This window comes from Mucilaginibacter sp. SG564 (genome assembly GCF_013149275.1).
In the GTDB taxonomy this organism is placed as follows: Bacteria; Bacteroidota; Bacteroidia; order Sphingobacteriales; family Sphingobacteriaceae; genus Mucilaginibacter.
The window spans coordinates 1-24,395 of the sequence record NZ_JABGNA010000013.1 but is presented as its reverse complement, the minus strand read 5'-3'; the positions used below and the strand labels follow the sequence as shown (position 1 = coordinate 24,395).

Sequence of the window (24,395 nt, the reverse complement as noted above, 5' to 3'; positions counted from 1 at the left end):
AAAATTTCAGAAAGCTTCTGTAGTCCGATTTTACATTGCTTTTCATGCGCTAAAATGTTTTTTTAAATGCAAAAAATGTATTTTTAAATATTGTTGCGATAAACCAGTTCAAAACCTGCATATATTGTGTTTTTACCAGATTTTACGGTAAATTATACCGAATTTTAAGCCGATACCCGCGTATGGGAATCGCAGAATTTTTATCCGTAGCTTACCGGTCAACCATCTGAATTAAAATGATGAAGAAACTTACATTTATTTTGCTTGCTTCAATCTTGTTTTTTGGAAGCTGCGCTATGATGCAACGTGTTGTAAAAGGAACTTTCCCATATACAGCCAATATAGCAATCCCGGCATCAGCAAGTATAGGTGAGCCCCATACTGCTATAAGTACCGCCAATAGTTTTGACCAGGATTTTACCAGGGATGGCAATAATGCAGGCAAAATAAGTGAGGTACGCACGGTATCGGCCAAACTGGAATCAAAAGAGCCAGCTAACTATAACATTGGTAATATTGCTTCATTGCGGGTATATATGGCTAAGGCCGACGGGAGTGATGAAGTAATGGTAGCCATAAGGAAAGATATTGCTGCTACCTCGGGTAACAGTATTGTACTGGATATTGATAATTCACACTTTCTTGACGAATTGGTTCGGCAACCCAGTGTACGTATCAGGATGGTTTACAAATTACGTAAAGCTAATGATGTAGATGTAAGCCTGAAACTATCGCTCGGCATTGGTGCGGATCGGCAGTAGTTAATCATTTACAAATTGTTTTGATAAAATTAAAGGGGATATGTTTTATGAACATGTCCCCTTTAATTTATTAGTATTTATAGATCTTGTAGCCTTTGGTTGTACCCTTATTATCGGTTACGTTGATCACGTAATAGCCTGGCGATAAGCCGTTAAGGTCAAGCTCGTAGTGGGTATTATTAATGTTCGAGAATTTTTTAACTGTATGCCCGGTGCCGAACTCGGTAAGTTGCAGCCCTGCTATCTCAATAGAGTTATTTAAATGCAATACAGTGGTTGCCGGATTGGGATAAAACGAGAGCTTTGTGGTTGATTGCAGCTTAGCTGGAATGGTCTGGATGTTTTTTACATCGGCTATAGTACTTGCGCCAACGGTTATGCGATATATGGCTGCATCGGCAGCACCAACAGTAACGCTCATGGAGTTATTGCTGATGTTTGATGTAGTGCCGGTATATAATTCTTTCATGGCATAGGTGCCGATGGGTAAGCCTATACGACTAAAGTTTACTGTGTAGGATTTACTACCGCTACCATAGTTAAGTACTGCCAGGTATAAATAATTGCCAATTTTGCGGGCAAACTGTTCACTTGTACCCGTACCAGTATTACCATCAACTGGTCGGAACGCTACACCATTGCGGGCAATATCCAATACATCCTGGTTTTGGAAAAGGGTTTGTGCCCGGCCTGTCCATTGGCCGGTTGTTGAATAATTATCACCTGTAATTACCGTGCCGGTAATAACTCCCGAAGTAACCCGTATATGATTAGTACCTAATGTTTCGGTGGATAAAACTTCGTGATCTGCATCAATAAAGTTGTACATATACGTTTGCCACCAGCCATAATTGGTGCTGTTAAGCGTATATTTTGCATCGTTTATTGATGAATAAGCATCGCAGGCTATCCGCCGCATATGCGCGTAACGGGCTGTTGCCAGGTTGGGCGAAATAGCCGCGTACACCAGCATCTGCCCGGCAAGCTGATCGATAAGATATTCCATGCCCTGTTTGTAGGCCTGCATGCCGGTATGTACATTGCCGTCATAATAGTTATCGGCTTCTATAGCCGCATGCCCGAGGAAATCTATCTTGATCATCTGGAAACCCGCGGTTTTAAAGCGCCCAATCATATAAGCGATCCGTTGCTTGGTGCCAGGATGGGTAGGATCCAAAGCGCGACATCCATCGAGATCATGATATGCGCCGTTTTCTTTTGCCCAGATATCGGTATAGTTATAGGTGCTGCCCTCAACCGTACGACTGCTTTTGCCCCAATCGACAAACGGAGCCCAATAAACCCCGGGAGTTAGTCCTTTGCTTTTAGCATAATCTGCAAATTGCTTCAGTTCGCTGTCATTCAGGTTATCCCAGTAGGAGTCAAGATCAATATAAGCTGTATTGCCATTCCGGAAACCGGTTAGGTTATTAGCGAAGAAATCAACTACACCCTTGGCATTGGTGAGGTTGAGGCTGCTTTGTATCGCTCCCCAGCTGTTCCAGCCAAATGGTGTAGGCAGGGTCCAATTAAAAATATATGGTGGCTCGGCTATCCGGTTTGATTTGCCGTACTCTTCCATGCCATCGCGCCAGTCACTAAAAAAACCAACCATCATTTTGGGTGATTTGCAGGTGGTTGAACCGACACCAACCCAGCCATGTCCACGCACATCGCGTGTAATATTAACATTGGTAAAACCTCCGAAAAGATTTAATTGTGATAAAGTGTTACCACCAGAGCCCGCTACAAGTACCCCGGTTTTCCAGTTACTGTGTTCTATAGAGCCTAAAACCAATCCGTTGCGACTGTTATTGTCATACAAAGCGCTGACCTCTGAGCTGGTAACATTTACCGAACTGCCTAATGATTGCGCATCATATGAAATAAAAGTATCATTATCAAAAGGCGATTTTAATACCCGGTTATCGCCGCTCACGGGTAAAACAACATTATTGGATACCAATGGTGCCATGCCGTAGCAATTGGCTCCTGTACCATTCAACACAACTTCGGTATAAAAATAGCTGCGGTTGTTATACACATAAAATATTTGTTGCATGGGTATAAGGCCGCTGCCCGTTAATGATATAATATGTTTTGTTCCCGAACCCAAGCCATCGGAAACTGGTGTGGTACTATACGTGCGGGTAGTATAATTTAAGCTTGAGTATGAGTTGTTTGATTGCGCTGTAGCATACGCATCGGTAATAACTTTGGTACCGTTGAAATAGACATTGTATTTACCTGTAGTCAAATCATATTCGATACGACTGTTGGGCGCAAAGTTTATATTTTTTGTGATAGCCGGTATTGTTGCTAAGCTTAATTTATCGGCATTAGGAGCGTACCAGCCCGGGTTGTTTAAGGTAATGGTGTTATTGCCAGCATTTAGTGCTACAGTTAATGTGGCCGTTGCAACAGTAGTCCACCCGCCTGACGGAACGCATGCTAACTCTGTTGCAGTTGCATTATTAACCGATACAAAAAATGAGCGCGGGTCCTGAGTGGCGTAATAAACAGTCAGTATATAATTGCCGGCTGCACTTACATTCACTGTATTGGTTACAGATCCTGTGCCCAGGTTGCCCACCATAGATGTGCCCGAACAGGACGGGCACGACTGTACATTGGCCCCTCCAGCTAATGTACCGGCTTCAGCTTCGTAAAAAATGGGCGCAATACCTATCCGGTCTACATTTGGGGCCCATTGCAGGGCATTGTTATTGAGTTTTATGGTATTGGTGCCAGTCTGTAAATTAATGACCAGGGTAGCAGTTGCTACAGTGCTCCAGCTACCCGAATTGCAGGCTATTATAACAGCTGCATCATTGTTTACGGTTACGTATAGGTTACGCGAATCGGCTGTCAGGTAGTTGATGGATAAGGTATACTGGCCGGCAGTAGTTGCATTAATAGGGATGGTCACCGTGCCGTTTGACGGGCCACCAAGATTACCCACCTGCTGACCGCCAGAACTACTGCTATTGGCCTGTATAGCCGCGCCATTGGATGTTGTGCCCGATTCTGCTTCAGTCCATACTGCCTGTGCAAATGCTGCTTGCGTAATGAAAAGTAGCAGAGTCATGAATAAAGCAGTGAATAGTTTTTGGAGATTCTGCTGCAGAGCAAGGCGAATAAAACATACCTGTTTCATAGTATAAGATTTAGTTTAATTGGTTCAAATTGGTATAACCTGAAATTATTACCCGGCGTTGTGATAACTAAGTCAGATGTGTTGGCCACGAGGACAAAGGATTGTTCTGGTTGCTTTATAAAGATATTAATTAAATTTTATTAATGTCAAGTTTACATTAATAAAATTTAATTAATAGGTAATATCATGCGATGTTAGCCAGATAGAATCGTGCTTTTAAGTGGTTGTATGTTTGATCGGAGGCGTGAGAGTGGAAAATTTAAGCAATAAGATACATGGATCCTTTTTACCAGGAGTTAAGAAAGGGGGGATTTGCAAAAAATGGGTTTACTTGATCAACTTATTGTCTGAATCCGGGAATATCAATATAGGTTCATAAGAACGGGCTTCTTCAGCCTCCATATAAGCGTATGACATGATGATCACAATGTCGCCAACCTGAGCTAAACGAGCAGTGGCTCCGTTAAGGCATACAGTTCCGCTGCCGCGTTCGCCTTTTATTACATAAGTTTCAAACCGGGCGCCGTTATTATTATTTACAATCTGCACCTTTTCGTTAGGTATAATATTGGCTGCCTCGATCAGATCTTCGTCGATTGTAATACTGCCCACGTAATTCAATTCGGCCTGTGTTACCTTAACCCGGTGAAGTTTGGACTTTAATACTTCAATAATCATGGTGCAAAGTTAGGAATAATTAGTCGATTAGAAGTTCATAGTTAATGGTTGATGGTTCATAGCGGAGAATTTACAATTAGATGTAGATTAACGCGTAGCAAAACATAGTGGCATAGTAAATTACATATTTTTTACTATGATCGATGAACCATCAACTATGAACACTCAGCCAATTAATATATTATCTATCAGTCTTGTTTTGCCTGCCCGGGCGGCAACAAGGGCTACTATAGTTCTGGTATCAGCATTTGCAGTGTTCAGTGTTTTGCCATCAACTATCTCAAAATATTCCAGTTCGATGCCCGGTTCGTTATTGATCATAGTTTCGGCTTCCTGTTTGATTTGAGGGATACTGCCAGCGTCAAAATGAGTTTTTACCCAATTTAAGGTTTTTGACAGTATAAGCGCGTGTTCGCGATCATAAGGGGTTAAATGGATATTTCTTGAGCTCATGGCTAATCCATCAATTTCACGTTGAATGGGGCACATGATCAATTGAACAGGCATGTGCAGGAGGTCTACCATTTTACTGATCACCATAAATTGCTGATAGTCCTTTTGCCCAAAAAAAGCAAGATCGGGCTTAACGATGTTAAAGAGTTTATAAACTACCTGCGTAACGCCCTGGTAATGTCCTGGTCTGAATTTGCCTTCCAATAAATACTCCAGATCGCCAATGTCTAAATGCCATTTCTCATTATTATCATACATTTCATTAGCCGTAGGGTTAAACAGTACATCACAGCCGTTTTGTTCAAGCATGGCAATGTCGGCAGCTATGGGTCTGGGGTATTTTTCAAGATCTTTAGGATCGTTGAACTGCGTAGGGTTTACAAAAATGCTGCAAACTACTTCATCGCTATTTTGCTGTGCTTGTTTAATTAATGATATGTGGCCCTGATGGAGGGCGCCCATGGTGGGAACGAAGCCTACTATTTTGCCTTGTTTAGAGGTGAAATACTGAGCTATTTCATTTTTGGTGGTAAATATCTTCAACGTAAAAGTTATTACAAATTTTGGTAAAGGTGTGCATTTGTATAAAAAATACCAAAAGTTACTTGCGTAATTCGTTGACAGTTCATATAATAATGCTTATATTTGCAGACTCAAATTTTTTGACTTCTTTAAATATTTAATACTGATTAAGTGATGGGTAAATCTAAGCTTTTGTTTATAACTCATGAAATGTCTCCCTTTCTCGAACTCACAAAAATTGCTGAAATAACACGCCAACTTCCGCAGGCTATGCAGGAGAAAGGTTACGAGATCCGTATCCTTATGCCGCGTTTTGGCAATATCAATGAGCGCAGGAACAGACTTCATGAAGTGATCCGTTTATCGGGAATGAACATCATTATCAACGATAATGATAACCCGCTGATCATTAAAGTAGCATCTATCCCGGCGGCGCGTATGCAGGTGTATTTTTTAGATAATGAGGAATATTTTCAGCGTAAACATGTGTTTGGTGATAAAGACGGTAAGTTTTATGCTGATAACGATGAAAGAATGATCTTTTTCTGTAAAGGCGCGTTGGAAACGGTAAAGAAATTAGGCTGGGCACCGGATATTATCCACTGCCACGGCTGGTTAAGTGCATTGGTTCCGGCGTACCTGAAAACTACGTATAAAGACGATCCAACCTTTAAAAACTCCAAGATCATTTATTCTATCTACGAAAATGATTTTAAAGAGAAATTAGATGCTGATTTCGCGCAAAAAGCTGTAATGAGCAACATGACCGAACAGCACGTTGAAGCTTATAAAGAAGGTTCTAATTCTGCATTATATGCCGGGGCCATTCAGTACTCTGACGGAATTGTTTTAGGCAGCGAGAATATAGATGCAGATGTGTTAAATAATGTTAAAAACAGCAATAAATCGGTTTTAGAATTTGATTCTACCGCAGATTTCGAAAATTATTACAATTTTTACGACGAAATTACCAACGACGAATTGGTGCATGTTGCTTAATCTTTAATATTATATATGAAATTTTTAAGATTAGACTTATTGACCCTGTTAATAAGTCTTTTTATTTTTAATAGTTGTAAACGGCAGGATGGGATAGGCTTGGGTATCGATCCAAATAACCAGATCAATGGTAGCCTGGTTGTGGATACCAATATCATTATCCGTACAGAAGTTGATTCTACGGCAGTAACGTCTGGATTAGCAAAAACACCACTTGGTAATTTTTCTGATCCTACATTTGGTACTATTACCTCAAATGTAGCCCTTGGGCTTTCGTTGCCAAATGATGCGGCTTATACAGTACCCGCAGGTACATTGACTATTGATTCAGTAGTACTTGTGTTACGATATGCTAATGGATTCTATGGCGATTCAGTTGCCACACGTTATACTGCCAATGTTTATCAGTTGGCAGAAAAAGCGGCTGTGCAAACTTATTATAATACCAAACGCTGGCAAGTGAATATGGGAACTGCGCTAGGTACAAGAACATTTACCGCACGCACCCATGATAGTGTAACTATTGCTAATATAAGAACAGGCAAGGTTGATACTATACAAAAGGTTGGGCCGCAGGTACGTATACCTTTTAGCAAAGCGTTCATATACAGTAACCTGTTTAATGCAAATGGGTCACAATTAGCCTCTACATTGCTTTTTCAAAATGCGGTTAAGGGTTTATATATAACTTTGAGTAAAGGGCAGGCTACTGATGCAGGAGGTATTATGCAATTGGCACTTGACTCTTCAAGGTTAGATGTATTTTATAAAGCAGTTAATGGTTCAACAATTGATACCGCTACAGTAACTTTACCTTTTGTATCACATAGTGCCGAAATTAGGTATCCTAAGCCCTATCCAACGGCTATTCAGGCAGCTTTAGATGACAAGGTGAACTCGCAAAATACATTCTATCTGCAAGGATTGGCCGGATTACGGGCTAAGGTAAGCTTCCCTGGTCTTGATAAATTTAATCCGGATTCTATTGTGCTTAACCGGGCCGAGCTGGTTATTACCCCTCAGCCTAATTCGGGTATACCTTATGCACCGTTGCCAAAGTTAACGATGTACCAATTGGATATAGCTCACCAACGAACCTATATACAGGATGCTTCACCAGCCGACTCACGTAATCAAATATCTTCGTTTGGAGGCAGGTACGATAAAACCAAGAAGGAGTATCATTTCTTAGTAACGGCTTATGTTCAGGATTTGATACGTAAAAAAACAGTTGACTACGGAACTTTTATCGCTCCGATTGATACTACCGAAATTACTACTATAAGCGGTAGCAGTGTAGGCACTACTGGTATTAGTCCGAGTGTACAAACGGCTGCCCGTGCCGTTCTGGTTGGGAGCGATAAGACCTCTCCATATAAGATCAAATTAAACATTATTTATACCCGGATACGTAAATAAGTAAAGCGATATATTTAATAAAAAGAATCCCCGTTAAGGGGATTTTTTATTTAAGCCTTTTCTACTTTTTAAAATTTGTTTTGAAGTAGGGAAAAACTCTTCCTATTTGTGAAAAAATCAAAATAATAAGGTGCGATTTATGTTATATAGCTAATTATTTTTGCTCCATTTACATTTTATTAAATTTATTATGTGCGGAATTGTAGGTTATATAGGTTACCGGGATGCTTATCCAATTATTATAAAAGGGCTTCATCGTTTAGAATATCGGGGCTATGACAGCGCTGGGATCGCTTTACTTGATCAGGATCTGAGAGTTTATAAAAAAGCGGGAAAGGTTGATGATCTTGAAAAGTTTGTTAAAGATATTGACCTGAAAGGGTCAATAGGAATGGGGCATACCCGCTGGGCTACACATGGTGAACCAAGCGACCGCAACTCGCATCCTCATTCATCTGGAAGTCGTAAATTAACCATTATTCATAATGGTATTATTGAAAACTACGGCGTTATTAAAGAAACGTTACTAGCCAAAGGACATGTGTTTAAAAGTGATACGGATACTGAGGTTTTAATTCATTTGATTGAGGATATTCAATTACAGGGTGGGCTTGAACTTCGCGAAGCCGTGAGGGTTGCTTTGAACAAAGTGATAGGGGCTTACGCTATTGTGATCATGAGCGCTGATGAGCCTGATCAATTGATAGCTGCCCGTAAGGGAAGCCCTATGGTGATTGGTGTTGGCAAAGGGGAATACTTTATAGCCTCAGATGCTACACCAATTGTAGAATATACCAAAAATGTGATTTACCTAAATGATAATGAAATAGCTTACATCAATAGGGAAAACCTGCTGATCAAGAATATTGACAACTCTGTCCAAACTCCATATATACAAGAGCTTGACTTAAAGCTGGAGATGCTTGAAAAAGGCGGTTATGATCACTTTATGCTTAAAGAGATATATGAGCAACCCCGCTCTATTCGTGACTGTCTGCGCGGTCGTATATACCCTCAGCAGGGTAAAGTGCAATTGGGTGGAATAAAGGAGTATGCCGAGAAGCTAAAAAATGTTGATCGTATCATTATTATAGCTTGTGGTACTTCCTGGCATGCAGGTTTGGTAGGCGAATACCTGATAGAGGAATACGCCCGTGTACCGGTTGAGGTAGAGTATGCATCCGAGTTCAGGTATCGTAACCCTATCATCACAGAAAAGGATTTGGTAATAGCCATTTCACAATCGGGCGAAACTGCCGATACCATGGCCGCTATTGAATTAGCAAAGGAAAAGGGCGCCACCATATTTGGTGTTTGTAATGTGGTGGGTGCATCTATCCCCCGTATTACGCATGCGGGAGTTTACACCCATGCCGGGCCCGAAATTGGTGTTGCTTCAACAAAAGCTTTTACCGCCCAGGTAAGTGTGTTGACGTTAATGGCATTTTATATAGCACAACAAAGAGGTACTATAACCCAAAGCAAACTGGTAGAATACCTTACGGAGTTAAACGAGGTTCCGCAACTGGTAGAAAAAGCCCTAAAATCAAATGACAGGGTAAAGGAAATTGCCGCCAAGTTTAAAGACTCAACCAATTGCCTGTTCCTGGGCAGGGGAAGCTCTTTCCCTGTAGCATTAGAAGGCGCTTTAAAGCTTAAGGAGATATCTTATATTCATGCCGAAGGCTATCCTGCTGCCGAAATGAAACACGGTCCCATCGCCTTAATTGACGATGAAATGCCAGTGGTGTTTATAGCCACCCAACACTCATCATATGAAAAAGTGATCAGTAATATCCAGGAAGTAAAAGCCCGCAAAGGCCATGTAATTGCTATTGTTACCGAAGGAGATACCGAAGTAAGAAATATGGCCGATTATGTGATCGAGATACCGCAAACCAACGAAGCGTTCGTTCCGTTGGTAGCTACTATTCCTTTGCAGTTATTGGCCTATCATATTGCTGTAATGAGGGGCTGTAACGTAGATCAGCCACGTAACCTCGCTAAATCTGTTACGGTAGAGTAGATTCCAAGTCGCAGGTTCTAAGTCGGAAGTCCTAAGGCTCTGATTGTATTAAGAATACTTTCAACTTAAGACTTCCGGCTTTTGACTTTATACCGAAGCCGGCATTTGCTTCATGGTTTCGACCAGATCAAGTTCAAGACCTTTGGCAATAGCCATGCCTAAATTGATATCCGCCCTGAACCAATGGCATAGCTGGCGATTAATGATCTGATCTTTCTTTGGCCCGTCGATACCACTCATAGAACCTACGATATTGTTGATCAGGTCTTTTTTAGCCTGGGCATCCATTAGTCGGTATAGGTTACCTGGCTGCGTATAGTGATCATTTTCACCTTCTCCATTACGATCATACCAATCGCCAACTGAGTTACCAAAATCCCATGCAGGTTCTTTGTAGGTTTGATCCGCTTCAATATCATCGAAGCTGTTTGGGAAGTAGTTTGGAGCTGATCCTCCGTTGCCATCCACACGCATTTGACCATCCCGCTGGTGATTGTTCACCATAAACGGACATTTATTAACCGGAATCTGCTCGTAGTTGCCGCCCAGACGATAACGTTGCGCGTCGGGATAAGAAAGAATACGACCCTGTAGCATTTTATCAGGAGAATAGCCCACTCCGTCGATTAAGTGTGCCGGAGCAAAAGCCGCTTGCTCTACGTGAGCAAAATAATTGTCCGGGTTTTCATTTAACTCCACAACACCTACATCAATTAATGGATAATCGGCATGGGGCCAAACTTTGGTTAAATCAAATGGATTAATATGGTAAGTAGCGGCATCAGCTTCGGGCATTACCTGTATTTTCATGTCCCATTTGGGGAAATTACCGTTGTCAATAGCTGTTAGCAGATCATGTTGCGCAAAGTCGGGGTTTTTACCACGCATTTCACCGGCTTCTGCATCGGTAAAGTTTTTAATGCCTTGTTGCGTCTTAAAATGAAATTTTACCCAAAATCGTTCATTTTTTGCATTGATGAAGGAGAAGGTATGGCTGCCAAATCCATCCATATGCCGATAACCATATGGCGTGCCTCTGTCGCTCATTAAAATAGTTACCTGGTGGAGGCTTTCTGGATTTAATGACCAAAAATCCCATACCATAGTTGCACTTTTACAATTGGTATATGGATCGCGCTTTTGAGTGTGTATAAAATCACCAAACTTCTTAGGGTCTTTTATAAAAAACACAGGTGTGTTATTACCTACCAGATCCCAGTTACCATCTTCAGTATAAAATTTGATGGCAAACCCCCGTGGATCGCGTTCGGTATCGGCCGAGCCTTTTTCTCCACCAACTGTCGAAAAGCGCAGAAACAATTTGGTTTGTTTGCCTATCTGGTTAAATACTTTTGCACGGGTATATTGTGAAATATCATTAGTTATAGTTAGTGTTCCATAGGCTCCCGATCCTTTGGCATGAACTACACGCTCAGGAATACGTTCACGGTTAAAATGAGCCATTTTTTCATGAAGAATATAGTCCTGCAACAGGATGGGGCCGCGTGGACCTGCTGTTTGCGAATTTTCATTTTCCGCATATGGTCTGCCAGAGGCTGTGGTCAATTTCTTTTTATTAGTTTCCATAGTTATTGGGGTTTCTGGTTCAAACTTCATGATAATATTTCAATAGAAAAAATCAATAATTGTTATATTTGGATAGAATTTATCTATATGACTATTACCCAACTGGAATATATTGTAGCTGTTGACACCTATCGTAGTTTTGTGATCGCTGCCGAAAAATGCTTTGTTACGCAACCTACCTTAAGTATGCAGGTGCAAAAACTGGAAGATACCCTGGGCGTGAAGCTTTTTGATCGTAGCAAGCAACCGGTAACACCTACAGAAATAGGCATCGAGATCATTAGCCAGGCCCGTATCATGCTGTCGGAAAGCGAAAAAATAAAAGAAATTATTACTGACCGCCAGAAAGAATTATCGGGTGAATTAAGGGTTGGTATCATCCCAACGGTTTCGCCTTATATATTACCTAAGATCATTCGTGGTTTTATTGAAAAATATCCTCAGGTTAAACTGATAGTTTGGGAACAAACCACTGAAGATATCATACAGCAACTAAAGTTGGGTATGATTGACTGCGGTATCCTGTCGACCCCCCTCCATGAAAGCTCATTGACCGAGATTCCGGTTTTTTATGAAAACTTTGTAGCCTATGTGTCTAAAAACAGCAAACTCTCCAAAAAGAAAAACATCAACCCCGAAGATATCGACATGGAAGAGATTTGGGTGCTTAACGAAGGGCACTGCATGCGTGAACAGGTTTTAAATATTTGCCAGCGGCGTAAATCGACCAAGGGTTTTATGCATTTTGAATATAATACCGGCAGTGTGGAAACCCTGAAGCGTATGGTTGATCAAAACAATGGCGCTACCATATTACCCGAGCTGGCTTTAGCCGAACTAACTGAAAAACAATTGGATAAAGTGCGTTATTTTAAATCACCGGAGCCGGCGCGCGAAGTAAGTATAGTGATACAACGCAATTTTTTAAAACGCCGAATGATCGAGGCCTTAAAGAATGAAATACTTGAATTTGTACCCAAACGAATGAAGAGTAAAAAGAAGAAAGAGGTGATGGACATTTAAGCTTGTAAATAGCTTAGTAAAGGTTTCAAAATAAGTTGCTGAACAGGTAGGCGTTTTATTAAAAAGTGGGTTTACATGGTTTACACTTTTTATAGTTAATATGTAATTAATGTATTGATAATTAAATAGTTATATGTATTTTGTGGCCATAAAGTGGGTTTGCATGTAAACCCACTTTATGGCTACCTGCAAGGCTGCCCAAGCTTTATACCTCAGAATTTTCTTTGTGCGACCCGAGAGGGTTTCAAAGAATGAAATACTTGAATTTGTACCTAAGCAAATGAAGAAAGAGGTAATGGATATTAAAGTTTTAGGCTTATAAAAGGGTTTAGCCATTTGGAATATCAGAAATCTCATTATTTATAATTGTTCTAAATAATTTGGATTGTTAGGATCTGTGTCTTATTTTTGGCGAATTATTTATAATTAGTCTAAATAAAATGGCGCAACCCCAACTTAATTTTCACAAACTATTTTCTCTCTCAATTTTCGCGATTATACTGCTCTTCAATTCAACTGCAATTGCTCAGCAATCTACCAAGGGAACCATCAAAGGTCATGTTGTGATTCAGAATGACGGACCGGCCGAAAACGTTTCGGTTACTTTAAAAGGTACCAAATACGGTACCGTCACCAATGAAGAAGGTGATTTTACTTTAAGGGTGCCCCAGGGTAAGTATACCCTGGTTATATCACAAGTAGGTAGCAAAAGCCAGGAAACTTCTATCGAGCTGGCAAATGGCCAAACACTTACATTGCCACAATTCATCGTTAGTAAAGCCTCCAATAACTTGCAGGAAGTAAGTATCAGTGGCAGCAAGGTAAATAAGTTTAAAACCAAAAAGAGTGTCGACGTTGCTAAAATGCCTTTGAGCAATTTGGAAAACGCGCAGGTATATACCACTATATCTAACCAGTTAATACAAGAACAACAGGTATTCTCGGTTGATGATGCTATACGGAACGCCCCGGGTATACAAAAAATGTGGGAAGCAACCGGCCGTGGTGGCGATGGTGGCAGTTATTATAATTCCCGTGGCTTTATTGTTCAAAGCAAGCTGCGTAATGGTATTGCCGGTAATGTAACTTCAACTATTGATGCGGTTAATTTAGAAAGAATAGAAGTGATCAAGGGGCCATCTGCAACTTTATTCGGAAGTACACTAACTTCATACGGCGGTTTAATAAACCGGGTAACTAAAACTCCTTACGACTCTTTTGGCGGCGAGGTTTCATTTGCCGATGGTAATTATGATTTTCACCGTGTTGCCCTTGATATAAACACACCTCTGGATATACAGAAAAAAGTGTTATTCCGCTTAAATACTGCCTTTAATAATGAAGGCAGTTTCCAGAATAATGGGTTTAACCGTTATTGGGCCATTGCGCCAAGCCTGCTTTATAAAGTTACCGATAGGCTAACTATATCAGCTGATGCGGAATTGTCTTATGGTAAAAATATTGGTAAATCTATCTTCTTTATGCCATATAACCAGTCGGTTGCGGATTTGGGATACACCAGCGCTGATCAGTTAAAATTAGATTATAAACAAACCTATCACGGCGATGATCTGACGCAAACATCAAGAAGCACCAGCTTTTTTGGCCAGGTAAAGTATAAGATATCCGATCAGTGGACAACCAGCACCAATATCAGCGCGACCCACAGTTTTTCAAACGGTTTTAATCCTTACTTTTATTTACTTCCCAAGGATTCAATTTCTCGTGAAGATCAGTCAACAAAAAACAGTACTGATGACATGATCGAGATTCAGCAAAATTTTAATGGCGATTTCAAGATCGGCAAATTCAGGAACAGAGTTGTCGGCGGTCTGGATTTTTTCAGGGAAAACTCCAATCAACATTTTTTCAGCACAGCGTTTGATAGGGCTTCTACACTGGGAAGCCATGACTACTCCAACTTTAACCAGATGAATATGGATGCCGTTTATGCAAAAGGTACTGCCTTTGTTTATCCATCTGTTTATAAAACAAATACTTATAGCGCTTACATTTCTGATGTATTTAATATCACCGATCAGTTAATAGCCTCGGCCGCTATCCGCGTGGATCGTTTTGATAATAAAGGTAATTACAACCCGGCAACCAACACTACTTCTGGAGCGTTTAAACAAACCGCCTTTTCGCCAAAATTTGGCCTGATCTATCAGCCGGTTAAAGATCACGTGTCATTATTTGCCAACTACCAGAATAGCTTTACCAATAAAAACGGATTAAGTGAAGATAATAAGCCATTGAAGCCCGAACAAGCTAACCAAATTGAAGGCGGGGTTAAAATTGATCTGTTTGATGGCAAATTAAGCAGTACCTTAAGCTATTATGATATTAAGGTAAAAGACATCGTTCGTCAATCAACCATTAACCAGGCCCTATCCGTACAAGACGGCACACAACTAAGCAAGGGCTTTGAAGCCGAAGTAATAGCTAATCCAGTAACGGGCTTAAATATTATTGCTGGTTTTTCATACAATGATTCAAAATTGGAGAAAACCGCTGATCTGACGGTGGAAGGTTTGCGCCCAACAACTGCCGGATCACCTTATACAGCCAACTTTTGGGCCAGCTACCGTATTTCAAAAGGCATTGTAAAAGGTTTGGGCTTTGGTTTTGGCGGTAACTACGCCAGCGATAACAAAATTATAAACAGTAAAACGCTTGGTGTATTTTCATTGCCTGCATACACGGTATTAAATGCCTCTGTATTTTATGATGCAAGTCAATACAGGGTAGGGTTTAAAATGGATAACCTTACTAACGAAAAATACTGGATAGGTTATACCACTGTTAATCCGCAAAAGTTAAGAAGCTACGCACTTACATTTGCTTATAAGTTTTAATCCTGATGACGAAATTTAAAAAAGTCATACTTTTTTGTCACCGCTGGCTCGGATTTACATCCGGGCTGGTGGTGTTTATAGTGAGTGTTACCGGTTGCCTGTTCTGTTTTCAGGATGAGATACAGGATGCGTTTTACAGTTACCGCAAAGTTGAGATACAACATAAACCTTATCTTGCCCCATCAATTTTAAAAGCCGAGGCATTAAAAGGGCATAAAGGGGCTACAGCCACCTATATGTATTATTACGGAGTGAACCGTCCGGCCGGGATATTGGTCAACCTGCCTAAAGACGGGATGCTATACGTTTATCTTAACCCCTATACCGGTAAAGTAACTCACATAGAAAACCCTGCCAAGAACTTTTTTATAGTGGTAGAATTTATACACCTTTACCTGTTGCTGCCCCCCAAAATAGGTAGCCTGGTAGTAGGTATATCCGTTATTATATTCATGGTGATCATGATCACCGGGCTAATCCTGTGGTGGCCTAAGCGCAAAAGCGACCGCAAGCGTAGTTTCAATATCAAATGGAATGGGCGATGGCGCAGGGTAAATTATGATCTGCATAATGTATTGGGTTTTTATGCTACGTCTATAGCGCTTATATTATCCATAACTGGCTTATCCATGGTGTTTCAATCGGTTAGGGAAGGTATTTATACTACCGCTAACCTGGGCCGCTCATTCCCTTCAGAAAAAGAAGTACTCAAGTCCGACTCGCTTTTGAAGAACAAATTAAGCGGTAAACCTGTTATTGACCAGGTATTTGCAATGTCGCAGGCATGGGCCCCCAAAGCAGAGATGTACTCCATTATGGAGGATGCATCCGCCGCGGGAACAATTGGTATCAACGCCTACGCCCAAACCCTGCATTATTACAGGAGTGATGAGTTTATTTTTGAAAAATATACCGGCAAACTCCTAAAGCAAACCCCACATGACAAGAAAAGCCCGGGCATGAAGATGAATGATATGAACTATGACCTGCACGTAGGGCAAATAGGCGGCCTAACCACCAAGATCATCGCGTTTTTAGTCAGTTTAATCTGCGCTTCGTTACCCATAACCGGCTTTATCATCTGGCTGGGGAAACGTAAGAAAACCAAATCAAAGTCAAAGAAAGTAAAGGAAGTGGTACATCGCAGGGTGCATAAACAGCATTTGGCTTGATGTCAAAAGGGTGCCTGTCATCCTGAGCCTGTCGAAGGACATGCGTAGGCCTTACCCGCCATGCTTCGACGGGCCCAGCATGACACCCTATTGATTAAATTACTCTCCAAACGCTATCACCACATCATCACTTACCGGGTGACCTGTACAGGTAAGCACCCAGCCTTCGGCAATATCAGCATCGGTGAGCACATCATTTTTTATCATCTCGATCTTTCCACTGGCACATCTGGCAGTACAGGTAGAGCATACCCCATTCCGGCAACTGTATGGAAGCTGTACGTTGTTTTGTAAAGCCGCCTGTAGTATCGACTGATTTTCGCCAACGGCGAGGTCATGCAGCTCATTTTTAAACCTGATCCTGATAGTTCGTGGTGGGAAATTCAGTGCGGTACGGGTAACAGCTACGGTCTCTATCACAAAATTCTCCCGGCGAATCTGTTTAGGATCGATCCCCATGTATACCAGCGCGAACCTGATCATACGCATATAGGGAAAAGGTCCGCAGAGATAAAATTCCGCTTTATCCATATCCTGTTGTACAAGCTGGCGGGTAAGGGCTTCTACCTTATCATTATTCAGACGGTTAGCCTCACTGCTTAACAGGTAAATGATCTTAAACCTATCGGGATGTAGCGTAGCCAGCTGGTCCAGCTCCTCTTTAAATACAATGGAATGGGCATCCTGGTTGCTGTAAATGAGGGTAAGCCTGCTTTTTCCAGAGCGTTTGAGTATATACTTGATCTGCGAAAATATAGGTGTAATACCTGTTCCGCCTGCAAAAAGTAAAATATCCTTTTCCTGTTCAAAGTGAGTGATGGTAAACCGGCCGGCCGGGGCTAGCGCAGTCAAAACATCGCCGGGATGTTCTTTAGCGAGCATAAAGCGGGATATTTCACCATTGGTAATGCGCTTTACGGTGATAAATAACAATTCTTCATCGGGTGATGAACCTAATGAGTATGATCGCCTGATCTCCTCGTTACGATGGTTAAATATCAGGGTAACAAATTGCCCAGCCTTATAGGTGATAGGCTTACCCGAAAAATTGCTTAAATAAAAGGTAGCCGTATCCTTTGTTTCCCACTTTATCCGTTCAATTTTTAGTTGTAGTATATCCTCATTCATGAAAGCTATCCATGTTTTGCCGCGAACCTTTTGCGTATTACGCTGTTCTTTTTACCGTAGGTGAAATATATGACTAAACCAATTGCCAACCAAATTATTAATCGCAGCCAGGTATCGCCGGGTAAAAATGTCATCATGGCAAAGCAAACCAATATACCCAATATAGGTACTACCGGCACCCATGGCGTTTTAAATGGCCGCTGAATATTAGGCTGTTGTTTGCGTAAAACAAGTACACCCGCGCATACCATCACAAAGGCCAGCAGTGTGCCTATGCTGGTCATTTCGCCAACCACCCGGATAGGTACAAAAGCCGCGAACAAGGCTATAAAGGCGCAAAGTACAATATTCGATTTCCATGGAGTGCGGAATTTGGGATGCACATCTGAAAATACTTTAGGCAACAAACCATCCTTTGACATAGAGAAAAATACCCGCGACTGGCCCAGCAGATCAACCAGGATAACCGATGTATAGCCTATTAGTATAGCCAGTACAATAGCCTTGCTTAGCCACTGATAATGTGTTTTTTCGATGGCGATGGCAACCGGTGCCCCTGAACCAATAAACTCTTTATAGTTAGCCATACCCGTCATAACATGGGCGAAGATCACAAATAAAATGGTACACACCACCAGCGAACCAATGATACCAATGGGCATGTTGCGCTGCGGATTTTTGGCCTCTTGCGCCGCCGTTGACACCGCATCAAAACCGATGAATACGAAGAATACCAGTCCTGCGCCTCTTAATATGCCCGACCATCCATAATCGCCCCATACGCCAGTATTTTGCGGTATATAAGGGTGATAGTTCTGCGGATTGATGAACGACCAGCCCACGGCTATAAATACCAATACCACGCCTACCTTCAAGCTTACAATAATAGCGTTAACCAGTGCGGAGCCCTTAGTTCCCCTGATAATGATGCTGGTAACTACAATAACGATCAACGCAGCAGGCAGATTAATGATGCCATGCACAACATCGCCATTGGCTGCCTTAGAAGTTTCAAAAGGCGACAGAATCAACTGTGGCGGTAGATAAAGATCAAACCAGGACAAAAACTTGGTGAGATATTGCGACCAGCTGATGGCCACTGTTGCCGCGCCAACAGAATATTCCAGTACCAGGTCCCAGCCAATGATCCAGGCAAAAAGCTCGCCCATAGTAGCGTAGGAATAGGTATAGGCGCTGCCCGCCACCGGTATCATGGCCGAAAATTCGGCATAACAAAGGGCCGCGAAGGCGCAACCTACGGCTGCTATTAAAAATGATATGGTTACCGCTGGCCCCGAATGTTGCCCGGCCGCGATTCCTGTTAATGAAAATAAACCAGCCCCAATGATAATGCCTATCCCGATAAGGATAAGGTTAACCGGGCCTAATGTGCGTTTTAAAGAGTGTTCACCTTCCTCTGCCGATTCCTGCAATAGCAGGTCGATGGGTTTTTTGATCATGCCTGAAATAAAGTCCACAAAATTAGTAGATTATTTTGCAATCACTTTATATAGTGGAGGCAAGGCACGAAAATAAGATGTGTGTTAATATTTAAATTACTGGAAGTTAGTTATTAACACCATAAATTCTGCAGCACAATTTTACCAAACTGTGAGGATTTCTCCATTCTGTTGATGGCTTTTTGCGCGTTTTTAAAATCAAACACCTCATCAACTATCGGAACTATTTCATGTTTGTTTATAAAGTTGATCATCGCGGTAAAGTCATCAGGTGTGCCCATGGTGGTGCCCAGTAGCTGTAGCTGTTTCCAAAATACCTTACGCCCATCCAGCGGGGGGATATTGCCTGCCGTTCCTCCAAATATCACGATACGGCCGCCGGGGTTGCATAGATCTGGAAATTTGGCAAAACCGGCGCCCAGCGCGCTGTCGATAATAATGTCAAAACCGTGAGCCATCAGTTTCAGTTGTTCGGCCCAGTCCTGCGCTTTGTAATTTACGCCGGCTGCCGCACCCAATTTTTTGGCGCGTTCAATTTTTTCGCCACTGCCCGATGTTACAAACACCTGGCAGCCTGCGGCCACTGCCCATTGCAGGGCAAAAGCACCCGTACCTGCGCCTACGCCAGATATCAAAACTTTATCACCTTTTTTGGCCCTGGCCTTAGTAAACAATGCTCGATAGGCGGTTAAACCTGCCAGCGGAATAGCAGCTGCCTGTTCCCAGGTGAGGTGATTGGGCTTGGGATGCAGGTATTCTGCCCGGGTTTTTACATATTCGGCAAAAGTGCCATCATCTGGCAGGCCTAATATTTTAAAATCGGCACCCTGGTAATCGTCGCTTTTGCCATAGTTGTTGCTGGGGTTAATGATCACTTCTTTGCCAATCCAGTGTTTATCCGCTTCACTGCCAACTTCTGCCACTACACCGGCACCATCTGAGCCAAGTATAGTAGGATATTTGATGCCTGCATATTTACCTACCGTTATCCAATAATCACGGCGATTAAGAGCTGCTGCTTTGATGTGTACCAGAACCTCGCCGGGGGCAAGGGTTGGTTTTTCAACTTCTTTACATACCAGAGGTTTATCGACATCTTCTAAAACGATGGCTTTCATAATTATTGAATTATTGATTTAGTGATGTTTTCCTGCGGGGTTTTCATTTGCATGTCTGCCCGGAAAACTTTTTAAAGTTAAAATTTTAACAATTTTTAGTCAAAAACGGGGCAAAAACGCATCAAAAACTGCTTAAAATTTATTCAAAACCATCTATTTTAACACTTTTTAACAAATTTTCGATACGTTTTGAAAGGTTTAAAAAGTATTAAATAATTGATTGTCAAATAACTACATACTAAACGGCTGTTTTTGGTCTGTTTTTTCCCTTAACCAAACAGCCCAGTTTTCTGTTTTTTAGAAAACCGGGCTGCTATATATGTAAATATACGGAATTTCTTTGGGATAAAAGTTTAGGGTGACTTTATCAGGTTATATAAATTACAACTATGTCATTGCGAGCGTAGCGTAGCAATCTCGTAGCTATACAGGGCGGCTTTGTATGGCGCAGACCCGCTCTTGGCCGCGGGAGGGCCAGTTACTTTTGTCGCCACAAAAGTAACCCAAAAGGCTGTCAGCAGAAATGCTTATTTTGCCGCACATAGCCTTTGCCCTGCAAACCTGACAGAACCACGGGCTGCAATTATTTTGCCCTACTTCGTTCCCTCTTTTCCATACGCTTCAGCAAAAACTTGCTATGCCCTTGCAGCCGCACAGGCCCCCATTGTTCTGCCCGCTTTCGTCCGAAGCTTATCTGCTGACGGGGAAGAAAATTCAGTAATTCACTAAATCGCTAATTCAATAATTAAAAAAGCTGCTGGATCATTTGATCCAGCAGCTTTTTTATATGCTTAGCTTAATTTTAATTAAGCGGTTGCTTTTGCGTAAAGTTCGGCAACGTGTTTCCAGTTGATCACGTTCCAGATAGCCGCCAGGTAATCAGGGCGACGGTTTTGGTATTTCAGGTAGTAGGCGTGTTCCCAAACGTCGATACCTAAAATTGGAGTGCCTTTTACTTCGGCGATGTCCATTAGTGGATTGTCCTGGTTAGGGGTTGAAGTTACAGCCAGTTTTTTATCGGCAGTAACAATTAACCAAGCCCAGCCCGATCCGAAACGGGTTGCACCAGCTTCTGATACTTTGGTTTTGAAATCGGCAAATGAACCGAAAGTGCTTTTGATTGCATCGGCCAGAGCGCCTGTAGGTTCGCCGCCTCCGCTTGGAGAAAGCAAAGTCCAGAATAAAGAGTGGTTATAATGACCGCCACCATTGTTGCGTACAGCAGCCGGGAATTTAGAAATGTTTTTGATGATATCATCAATATTGCTATCCGCCTCTGGCTTGCCTTCTAATGCTTTATTTAAGTTGGTTACGTAAGCTTGGTGATGTTTGCCATGGTGAATTTCCATGGTTAGTTTATCAATGTGCGGTTCCAATGCATCGGTAGCGTAGGATAACGCCGGTAGTGTAAATGCCATAATAGTTATTTATTAAGTTTAAAAGTTTAATGTTGTGACGTAACAAATATAAGAGATGAACTGAGTTTTTGTTCTAAAAAATTTGTCAGGTATTTGTATAAGTTGCGTTGCTGTCCATAGTTGATGGTCCATAGACCATGGTTGGGAAAAAAGTACATATATTATTGATTCTCGACTACAATTTACTGGTTGCAAATCTTGTTCAATCTATGAACTATGAACTATGAACTATGAACTATGAACTATGAACTATGAACTATGAACTTATCTCTTCCTCTTCCCTTTAAAAAAGCTCTTCACCAGTTCTGAGCATTCGTTTTCACGGATGCCGCCCGTGATCACTGTTTTGGGGTGGGTTATTTTTTGGTTGAGCCTGCCAAAGCCTAATTTGGCATCATAAGCGCCAAATACAATCCGGCTTACCTGGAACCAGTAGGATGCCCCAGCGCACATGACGCAGGGTTCCATAGTTACATAAAGGGTACAACCTTGCAGGTATTTGCCGCCCATGGAGTTAGCCGCCGCGGTAAGGGCCTGCATTTCGGCATGGGCCGATACATCATTCAGCCGCTCGGTAAGGTTATGTCCGCGACCAATGATCTTGCCGCTATGCACCACAATGGCACCAATGGGTATCTCATCTTCTTCCAGGGCATATTTGGCTTCCTTTAGAGCTTCGCCCATAAAAAATTCATCAGGCGATATCGTTGGCTCGTCCTCAAAACTGAAGTATCTCATTTTTGTTCCTTATTAAAGGTTTTTTCTAAATGGTTTTCTGTTGATACAATGATATACAAGCATGGGATCGGTCCGGAGGCGATAAGAAAGAACGCGGTCAGGCCTTCTTTTAGTCGTGCCTGAATACTTAGTCCCCTTAATATTAAAGTAACCAAAAATCCCGAGATCAGTAAAACCATTCCGCTTTTCAGCATACAAATAGCCGAATAGCGATTGGCCTCGTCCCAAGCTTGCTGGTTTTTTTGGGCCGATGGCATTTTATAACCGTACCACTTGTTGATATGTTTGGGTGGGAAGCTGCATAAGATGGCCCCCAGCAATAGTAAAATCACGCCAACCATTTGCGGTCCTATTATCCAACTGGCTAAATTCATCCTAAACCAATTTGCTGCCGTTGGGCACGGGTTTATCCACAGCGGCTAAAACAATATCCCCGTTTTCGTCGGCAAAGCCGGTTACCAAAAACTCCGACATGAATTTGCCAATCTGCTTTTTAGGGAAATTGATCACACCCATAATCTGGCGCCCGGGGAGTTGTTCTAAAGTGTAATGTTTAGTGATCTGTGCGCTTGACCATTTGATGCCAAATTCGCCAAAATCAACCCTCACTTTAAAGGCCGGTTTGCGTGCTTCGGGAAATTCTACTGCTTCGAGGATGGTACCGATGCGGAGTTCTACTTGCTCAAAATCGTGCCAGGTAATCGTATCCATAATGGCAAAGGTAAAAATAGATGTGTAGATGTGATAAAAAATATGTCATTGCGAGGAGGAACGACGTGGCAATCCCCGATATGCAGAGCCGCTTTACCGGGCGTATACCCGCTCTTGGCCGCGGGAGGGCCAGTTACTTTTCCTTGATGAAAAGTAACCAAAAATCAAGTCAGCAGAAATGCTTCTTTACGCTCTTGGCCATTGCCCTGCAAAGCGGGCAGAACCACGGGCTGCTAAACCTTACCTCCACTTCGTTCGCTCATTACCCTCCGCTTCAGGTAAGGTTCGCTATGCCCTTACAGCCGCACAAGCCATCATCGTTCTGCCCGCTTTCGCCCGAAGCTTATCTGCTGACGGGGGAAGAAAAGAGAAGCTATTTTTCAATCACTAATTCAATAATTAAACAGGGAAAACATATCTTAAAAGAAGTTGTCATCCTGAACGCAGTGAAGGATCTATTCTGCGCCCGGAATAGCGGTTAATAGATCCTTCGTTCCTCAGGATGACAAGTCAATTTAATTCAATTACTCTTCGTGTTGTATTTTATGGCGTCGGCTTTTACGGTTTCTTTCTCGTCGTGACCGGTGGTTTGCAAAATAATAACGCCATCGGCACCCAGCGATTTCGCTTTTTCTGCTAGCTTGCTTTTAATCCAATCAGGATTATTAGTGAACTCCATCGATAAATGGCCTATTACTTTATAATCCTGCTTAACGTCTTTGGCATCATAATAAACATCGGCTTTTGGTGTGGCCGGATAGGTATCGCCTATATAGGTAATGGGCGAGCAGGCTACCAAAAAAAGGCTAAAAGTAATGATGATGTGATATAATTTTAAGGTTTTCATGATGGTCGGTTATTTAGGTATAAGATACAGAAATGGTACAATAGTTTAAAAAGAGTAGGGCGGGTTGTGGTAACAAATTTGTTAGTTAGTAAGATTTCGCTGCCGCGGGCTTTCAGCCCGTGCTAATCATGGCTTCAGCTTTCAGCTGAAAAAAAGCTGGAAGCTTTAACCATGCAACCCACGAGATACGCTGCGCTAATCTCTCGCGCGAGCGAAGAAGCAACGCCGGGTATTCTAGGTTTCTTATATTTCCAAATTTATTTTGCAAAAGCATTTTCTAAGCCGCTCTTGTATAGTTTTCAACATACATTTCACCTCTT

Annotated in this window: 20 protein-coding genes; 8 read left to right on the top strand and 12 right to left on the bottom strand. The window is 42.0% G+C overall.

Annotated features, from left to right (window positions below; genetic code table 11):
* The first annotated feature begins 236 nt into the window (after nucleotides 1-236).
* Nucleotides 237-761: a hypothetical protein gene (locus FHW89_RS24075; protein WP_172337612.1), complete on the top strand. Its 525-nt coding sequence runs from the start codon at nucleotides 237-239 to the stop codon at nucleotides 759-761.
* Between the two features lie 70 nt (nucleotides 762-831).
* Here the strand turns inward: FHW89_RS24075 and FHW89_RS24070 are convergent, their stop codons facing one another.
* The 3 genes from FHW89_RS24070 to panC form a co-directional block, all read right to left on the bottom strand.
* Nucleotides 832-3,918: a CBM35 domain-containing protein gene (locus FHW89_RS24070; RefSeq protein ID WP_172337611.1), complete on the bottom strand. Its 3,087-nt coding sequence runs from the start codon at nucleotides 3,916-3,918 to the stop codon at nucleotides 832-834.
* A 327-nt stretch (nucleotides 3,919-4,245) separates the two neighbouring features.
* A complete protein-coding gene (gene panD / locus FHW89_RS24065; protein WP_166093096.1) occupies nucleotides 4,246-4,596 on the bottom strand; it encodes an aspartate 1-decarboxylase in 351 nt (116 codons plus the stop codon).
* A 165-nt stretch (nucleotides 4,597-4,761) separates the two neighbouring features.
* On the bottom strand, nucleotides 4,762-5,592 hold the full coding sequence (gene panC, locus FHW89_RS24060; RefSeq protein ID WP_172337610.1) for a pantoate--beta-alanine ligase: 831 nt from the start codon (nucleotides 5,590-5,592) through the stop codon (nucleotides 4,762-4,764).
* A gap of 153 nt (nucleotides 5,593-5,745) precedes the next feature.
* On the opposite strand from panC, the gene FHW89_RS24055 reads away from it, so the two are divergent.
* The 3 genes from FHW89_RS24055 to glmS all read left to right on the top strand — a co-directional run bounded on the left by FHW89_RS24055 (nucleotide 5,746) and on the right by glmS (nucleotide 10,015).
* Entirely contained in the window at nucleotides 5,746-6,570 is an 825-nt protein-coding gene (locus FHW89_RS24055) for a glycogen/starch synthase (protein WP_172337609.1), read from the top strand.
* A 15-nt stretch (nucleotides 6,571-6,585) separates the two neighbouring features.
* Nucleotides 6,586-7,989, top strand: coding sequence for a DUF4270 family protein (locus FHW89_RS24050; RefSeq protein ID WP_172337608.1), 1,404 nt, complete (start codon nucleotides 6,586-6,588; stop codon nucleotides 7,987-7,989).
* A gap of 190 nt (nucleotides 7,990-8,179) precedes the next feature.
* A complete protein-coding gene (gene glmS / locus FHW89_RS24045; protein WP_172337607.1) occupies nucleotides 8,180-10,015 on the top strand; it encodes a glutamine--fructose-6-phosphate transaminase (isomerizing) in 1,836 nt (611 codons plus the stop codon).
* An 87-nt stretch (nucleotides 10,016-10,102) separates the two neighbouring features.
* Here glmS and FHW89_RS24040 read toward each other — a convergent pair whose 3' ends face one another.
* On the bottom strand, nucleotides 10,103-11,602 hold the full coding sequence (locus tag FHW89_RS24040) for a catalase (RefSeq protein ID WP_172337606.1): 1,500 nt from the start codon (nucleotides 11,600-11,602) through the stop codon (nucleotides 10,103-10,105).
* Between the two features lie 87 nt (nucleotides 11,603-11,689).
* On the opposite strand from FHW89_RS24040, the gene FHW89_RS24035 reads away from it, so the two are divergent.
* The 3 genes from FHW89_RS24035 to FHW89_RS24025 all read left to right on the top strand — a co-directional run bounded on the left by FHW89_RS24035 (nucleotide 11,690) and on the right by FHW89_RS24025 (nucleotide 16,655).
* Nucleotides 11,690-12,625: a hydrogen peroxide-inducible genes activator gene (locus tag FHW89_RS24035; protein WP_172337605.1), complete on the top strand. Its 936-nt coding sequence runs from the start codon at nucleotides 11,690-11,692 to the stop codon at nucleotides 12,623-12,625.
* Nucleotides 12,626-13,065: 440 nt separating this feature from the next.
* Nucleotides 13,066-15,483 (top strand): TonB-dependent receptor, encoded by a 2,418-nt coding sequence (locus FHW89_RS24030; RefSeq protein ID WP_172337604.1) that lies wholly within the window; start codon nucleotides 13,066-13,068, stop codon nucleotides 15,481-15,483.
* Nucleotides 15,484-15,488: 5 nt separating this feature from the next.
* On the top strand, nucleotides 15,489-16,655 hold the full coding sequence (locus FHW89_RS24025) for a PepSY domain-containing protein (RefSeq protein WP_172337603.1): 1,167 nt from the start codon (nucleotides 15,489-15,491) through the stop codon (nucleotides 16,653-16,655).
* Between the two features lie 99 nt (nucleotides 16,656-16,754).
* Here FHW89_RS24025 and FHW89_RS24020 read toward each other — a convergent pair whose 3' ends face one another.
* From FHW89_RS24020 to FHW89_RS23990, 7 genes are all read right to left on the bottom strand, one after another.
* Nucleotides 16,755-17,783 carry a ferredoxin--NADP reductase gene (locus tag FHW89_RS24020; protein WP_172337602.1) on the bottom strand — a complete coding sequence of 343 codons (1,029 nt, stop codon included), beginning with the start codon at nucleotides 17,781-17,783 and terminating at the stop codon, nucleotides 16,755-16,757.
* 5 nt (nucleotides 17,784-17,788) lie between these two features.
* Complete coding sequence (locus tag FHW89_RS24015) at nucleotides 17,789-19,243, bottom strand: amino acid permease (RefSeq protein ID WP_172337718.1); 1,455 nt, start codon at nucleotides 19,241-19,243, stop codon at nucleotides 17,789-17,791.
* 113 nt (nucleotides 19,244-19,356) lie between these two features.
* Entirely contained in the window at nucleotides 19,357-20,361 is a 1,005-nt protein-coding gene (locus tag FHW89_RS24010) for a zinc-binding dehydrogenase (protein WP_172337601.1), read from the bottom strand.
* Between the two features lie 806 nt (nucleotides 20,362-21,167).
* Nucleotides 21,168-21,779: a superoxide dismutase gene (locus tag FHW89_RS24005; protein ID WP_172337600.1), complete on the bottom strand. Its 612-nt coding sequence runs from the start codon at nucleotides 21,777-21,779 to the stop codon at nucleotides 21,168-21,170.
* Nucleotides 21,780-22,043: 264 nt separating this feature from the next.
* Nucleotides 22,044-22,517 (bottom strand): nucleoside deaminase, encoded by a 474-nt coding sequence (locus tag FHW89_RS24000; RefSeq protein WP_172337599.1) that lies wholly within the window; start codon nucleotides 22,515-22,517, stop codon nucleotides 22,044-22,046.
* Entirely contained in the window at nucleotides 22,514-22,891 is a 378-nt protein-coding gene (locus FHW89_RS23995) for an SdpI family protein (RefSeq protein ID WP_172337598.1), read from the bottom strand. The genes FHW89_RS24000 and FHW89_RS23995 overlap by 4 nt, the downstream gene beginning before the upstream one ends.
* 1 nt (nucleotide 22,892) lies before the next feature.
* Entirely contained in the window at nucleotides 22,893-23,228 is a 336-nt protein-coding gene (locus FHW89_RS23990) for a tRNA-binding protein (RefSeq protein ID WP_172337597.1), read from the bottom strand.
* Nucleotides 23,229-23,293: 65 nt separating this feature from the next.
* Here FHW89_RS23990 and FHW89_RS23985 point away from each other — a divergent pair, with 65 nt between their 5' ends.
* On the top strand, nucleotides 23,294-23,710 hold the full coding sequence (locus tag FHW89_RS23985) for a hypothetical protein (RefSeq protein WP_172337596.1): 417 nt from the start codon (nucleotides 23,294-23,296) through the stop codon (nucleotides 23,708-23,710).
* Between the two features lie 38 nt (nucleotides 23,711-23,748).
* On the opposite strand, the gene FHW89_RS23980 is transcribed toward FHW89_RS23985, so the two are convergent.
* Nucleotides 23,749-24,075: a hypothetical protein gene (locus tag FHW89_RS23980; protein WP_172337595.1), complete on the bottom strand. Its 327-nt coding sequence runs from the start codon at nucleotides 24,073-24,075 to the stop codon at nucleotides 23,749-23,751.
* Nucleotides 24,076-24,395: the final 320 nt, after the last annotated feature.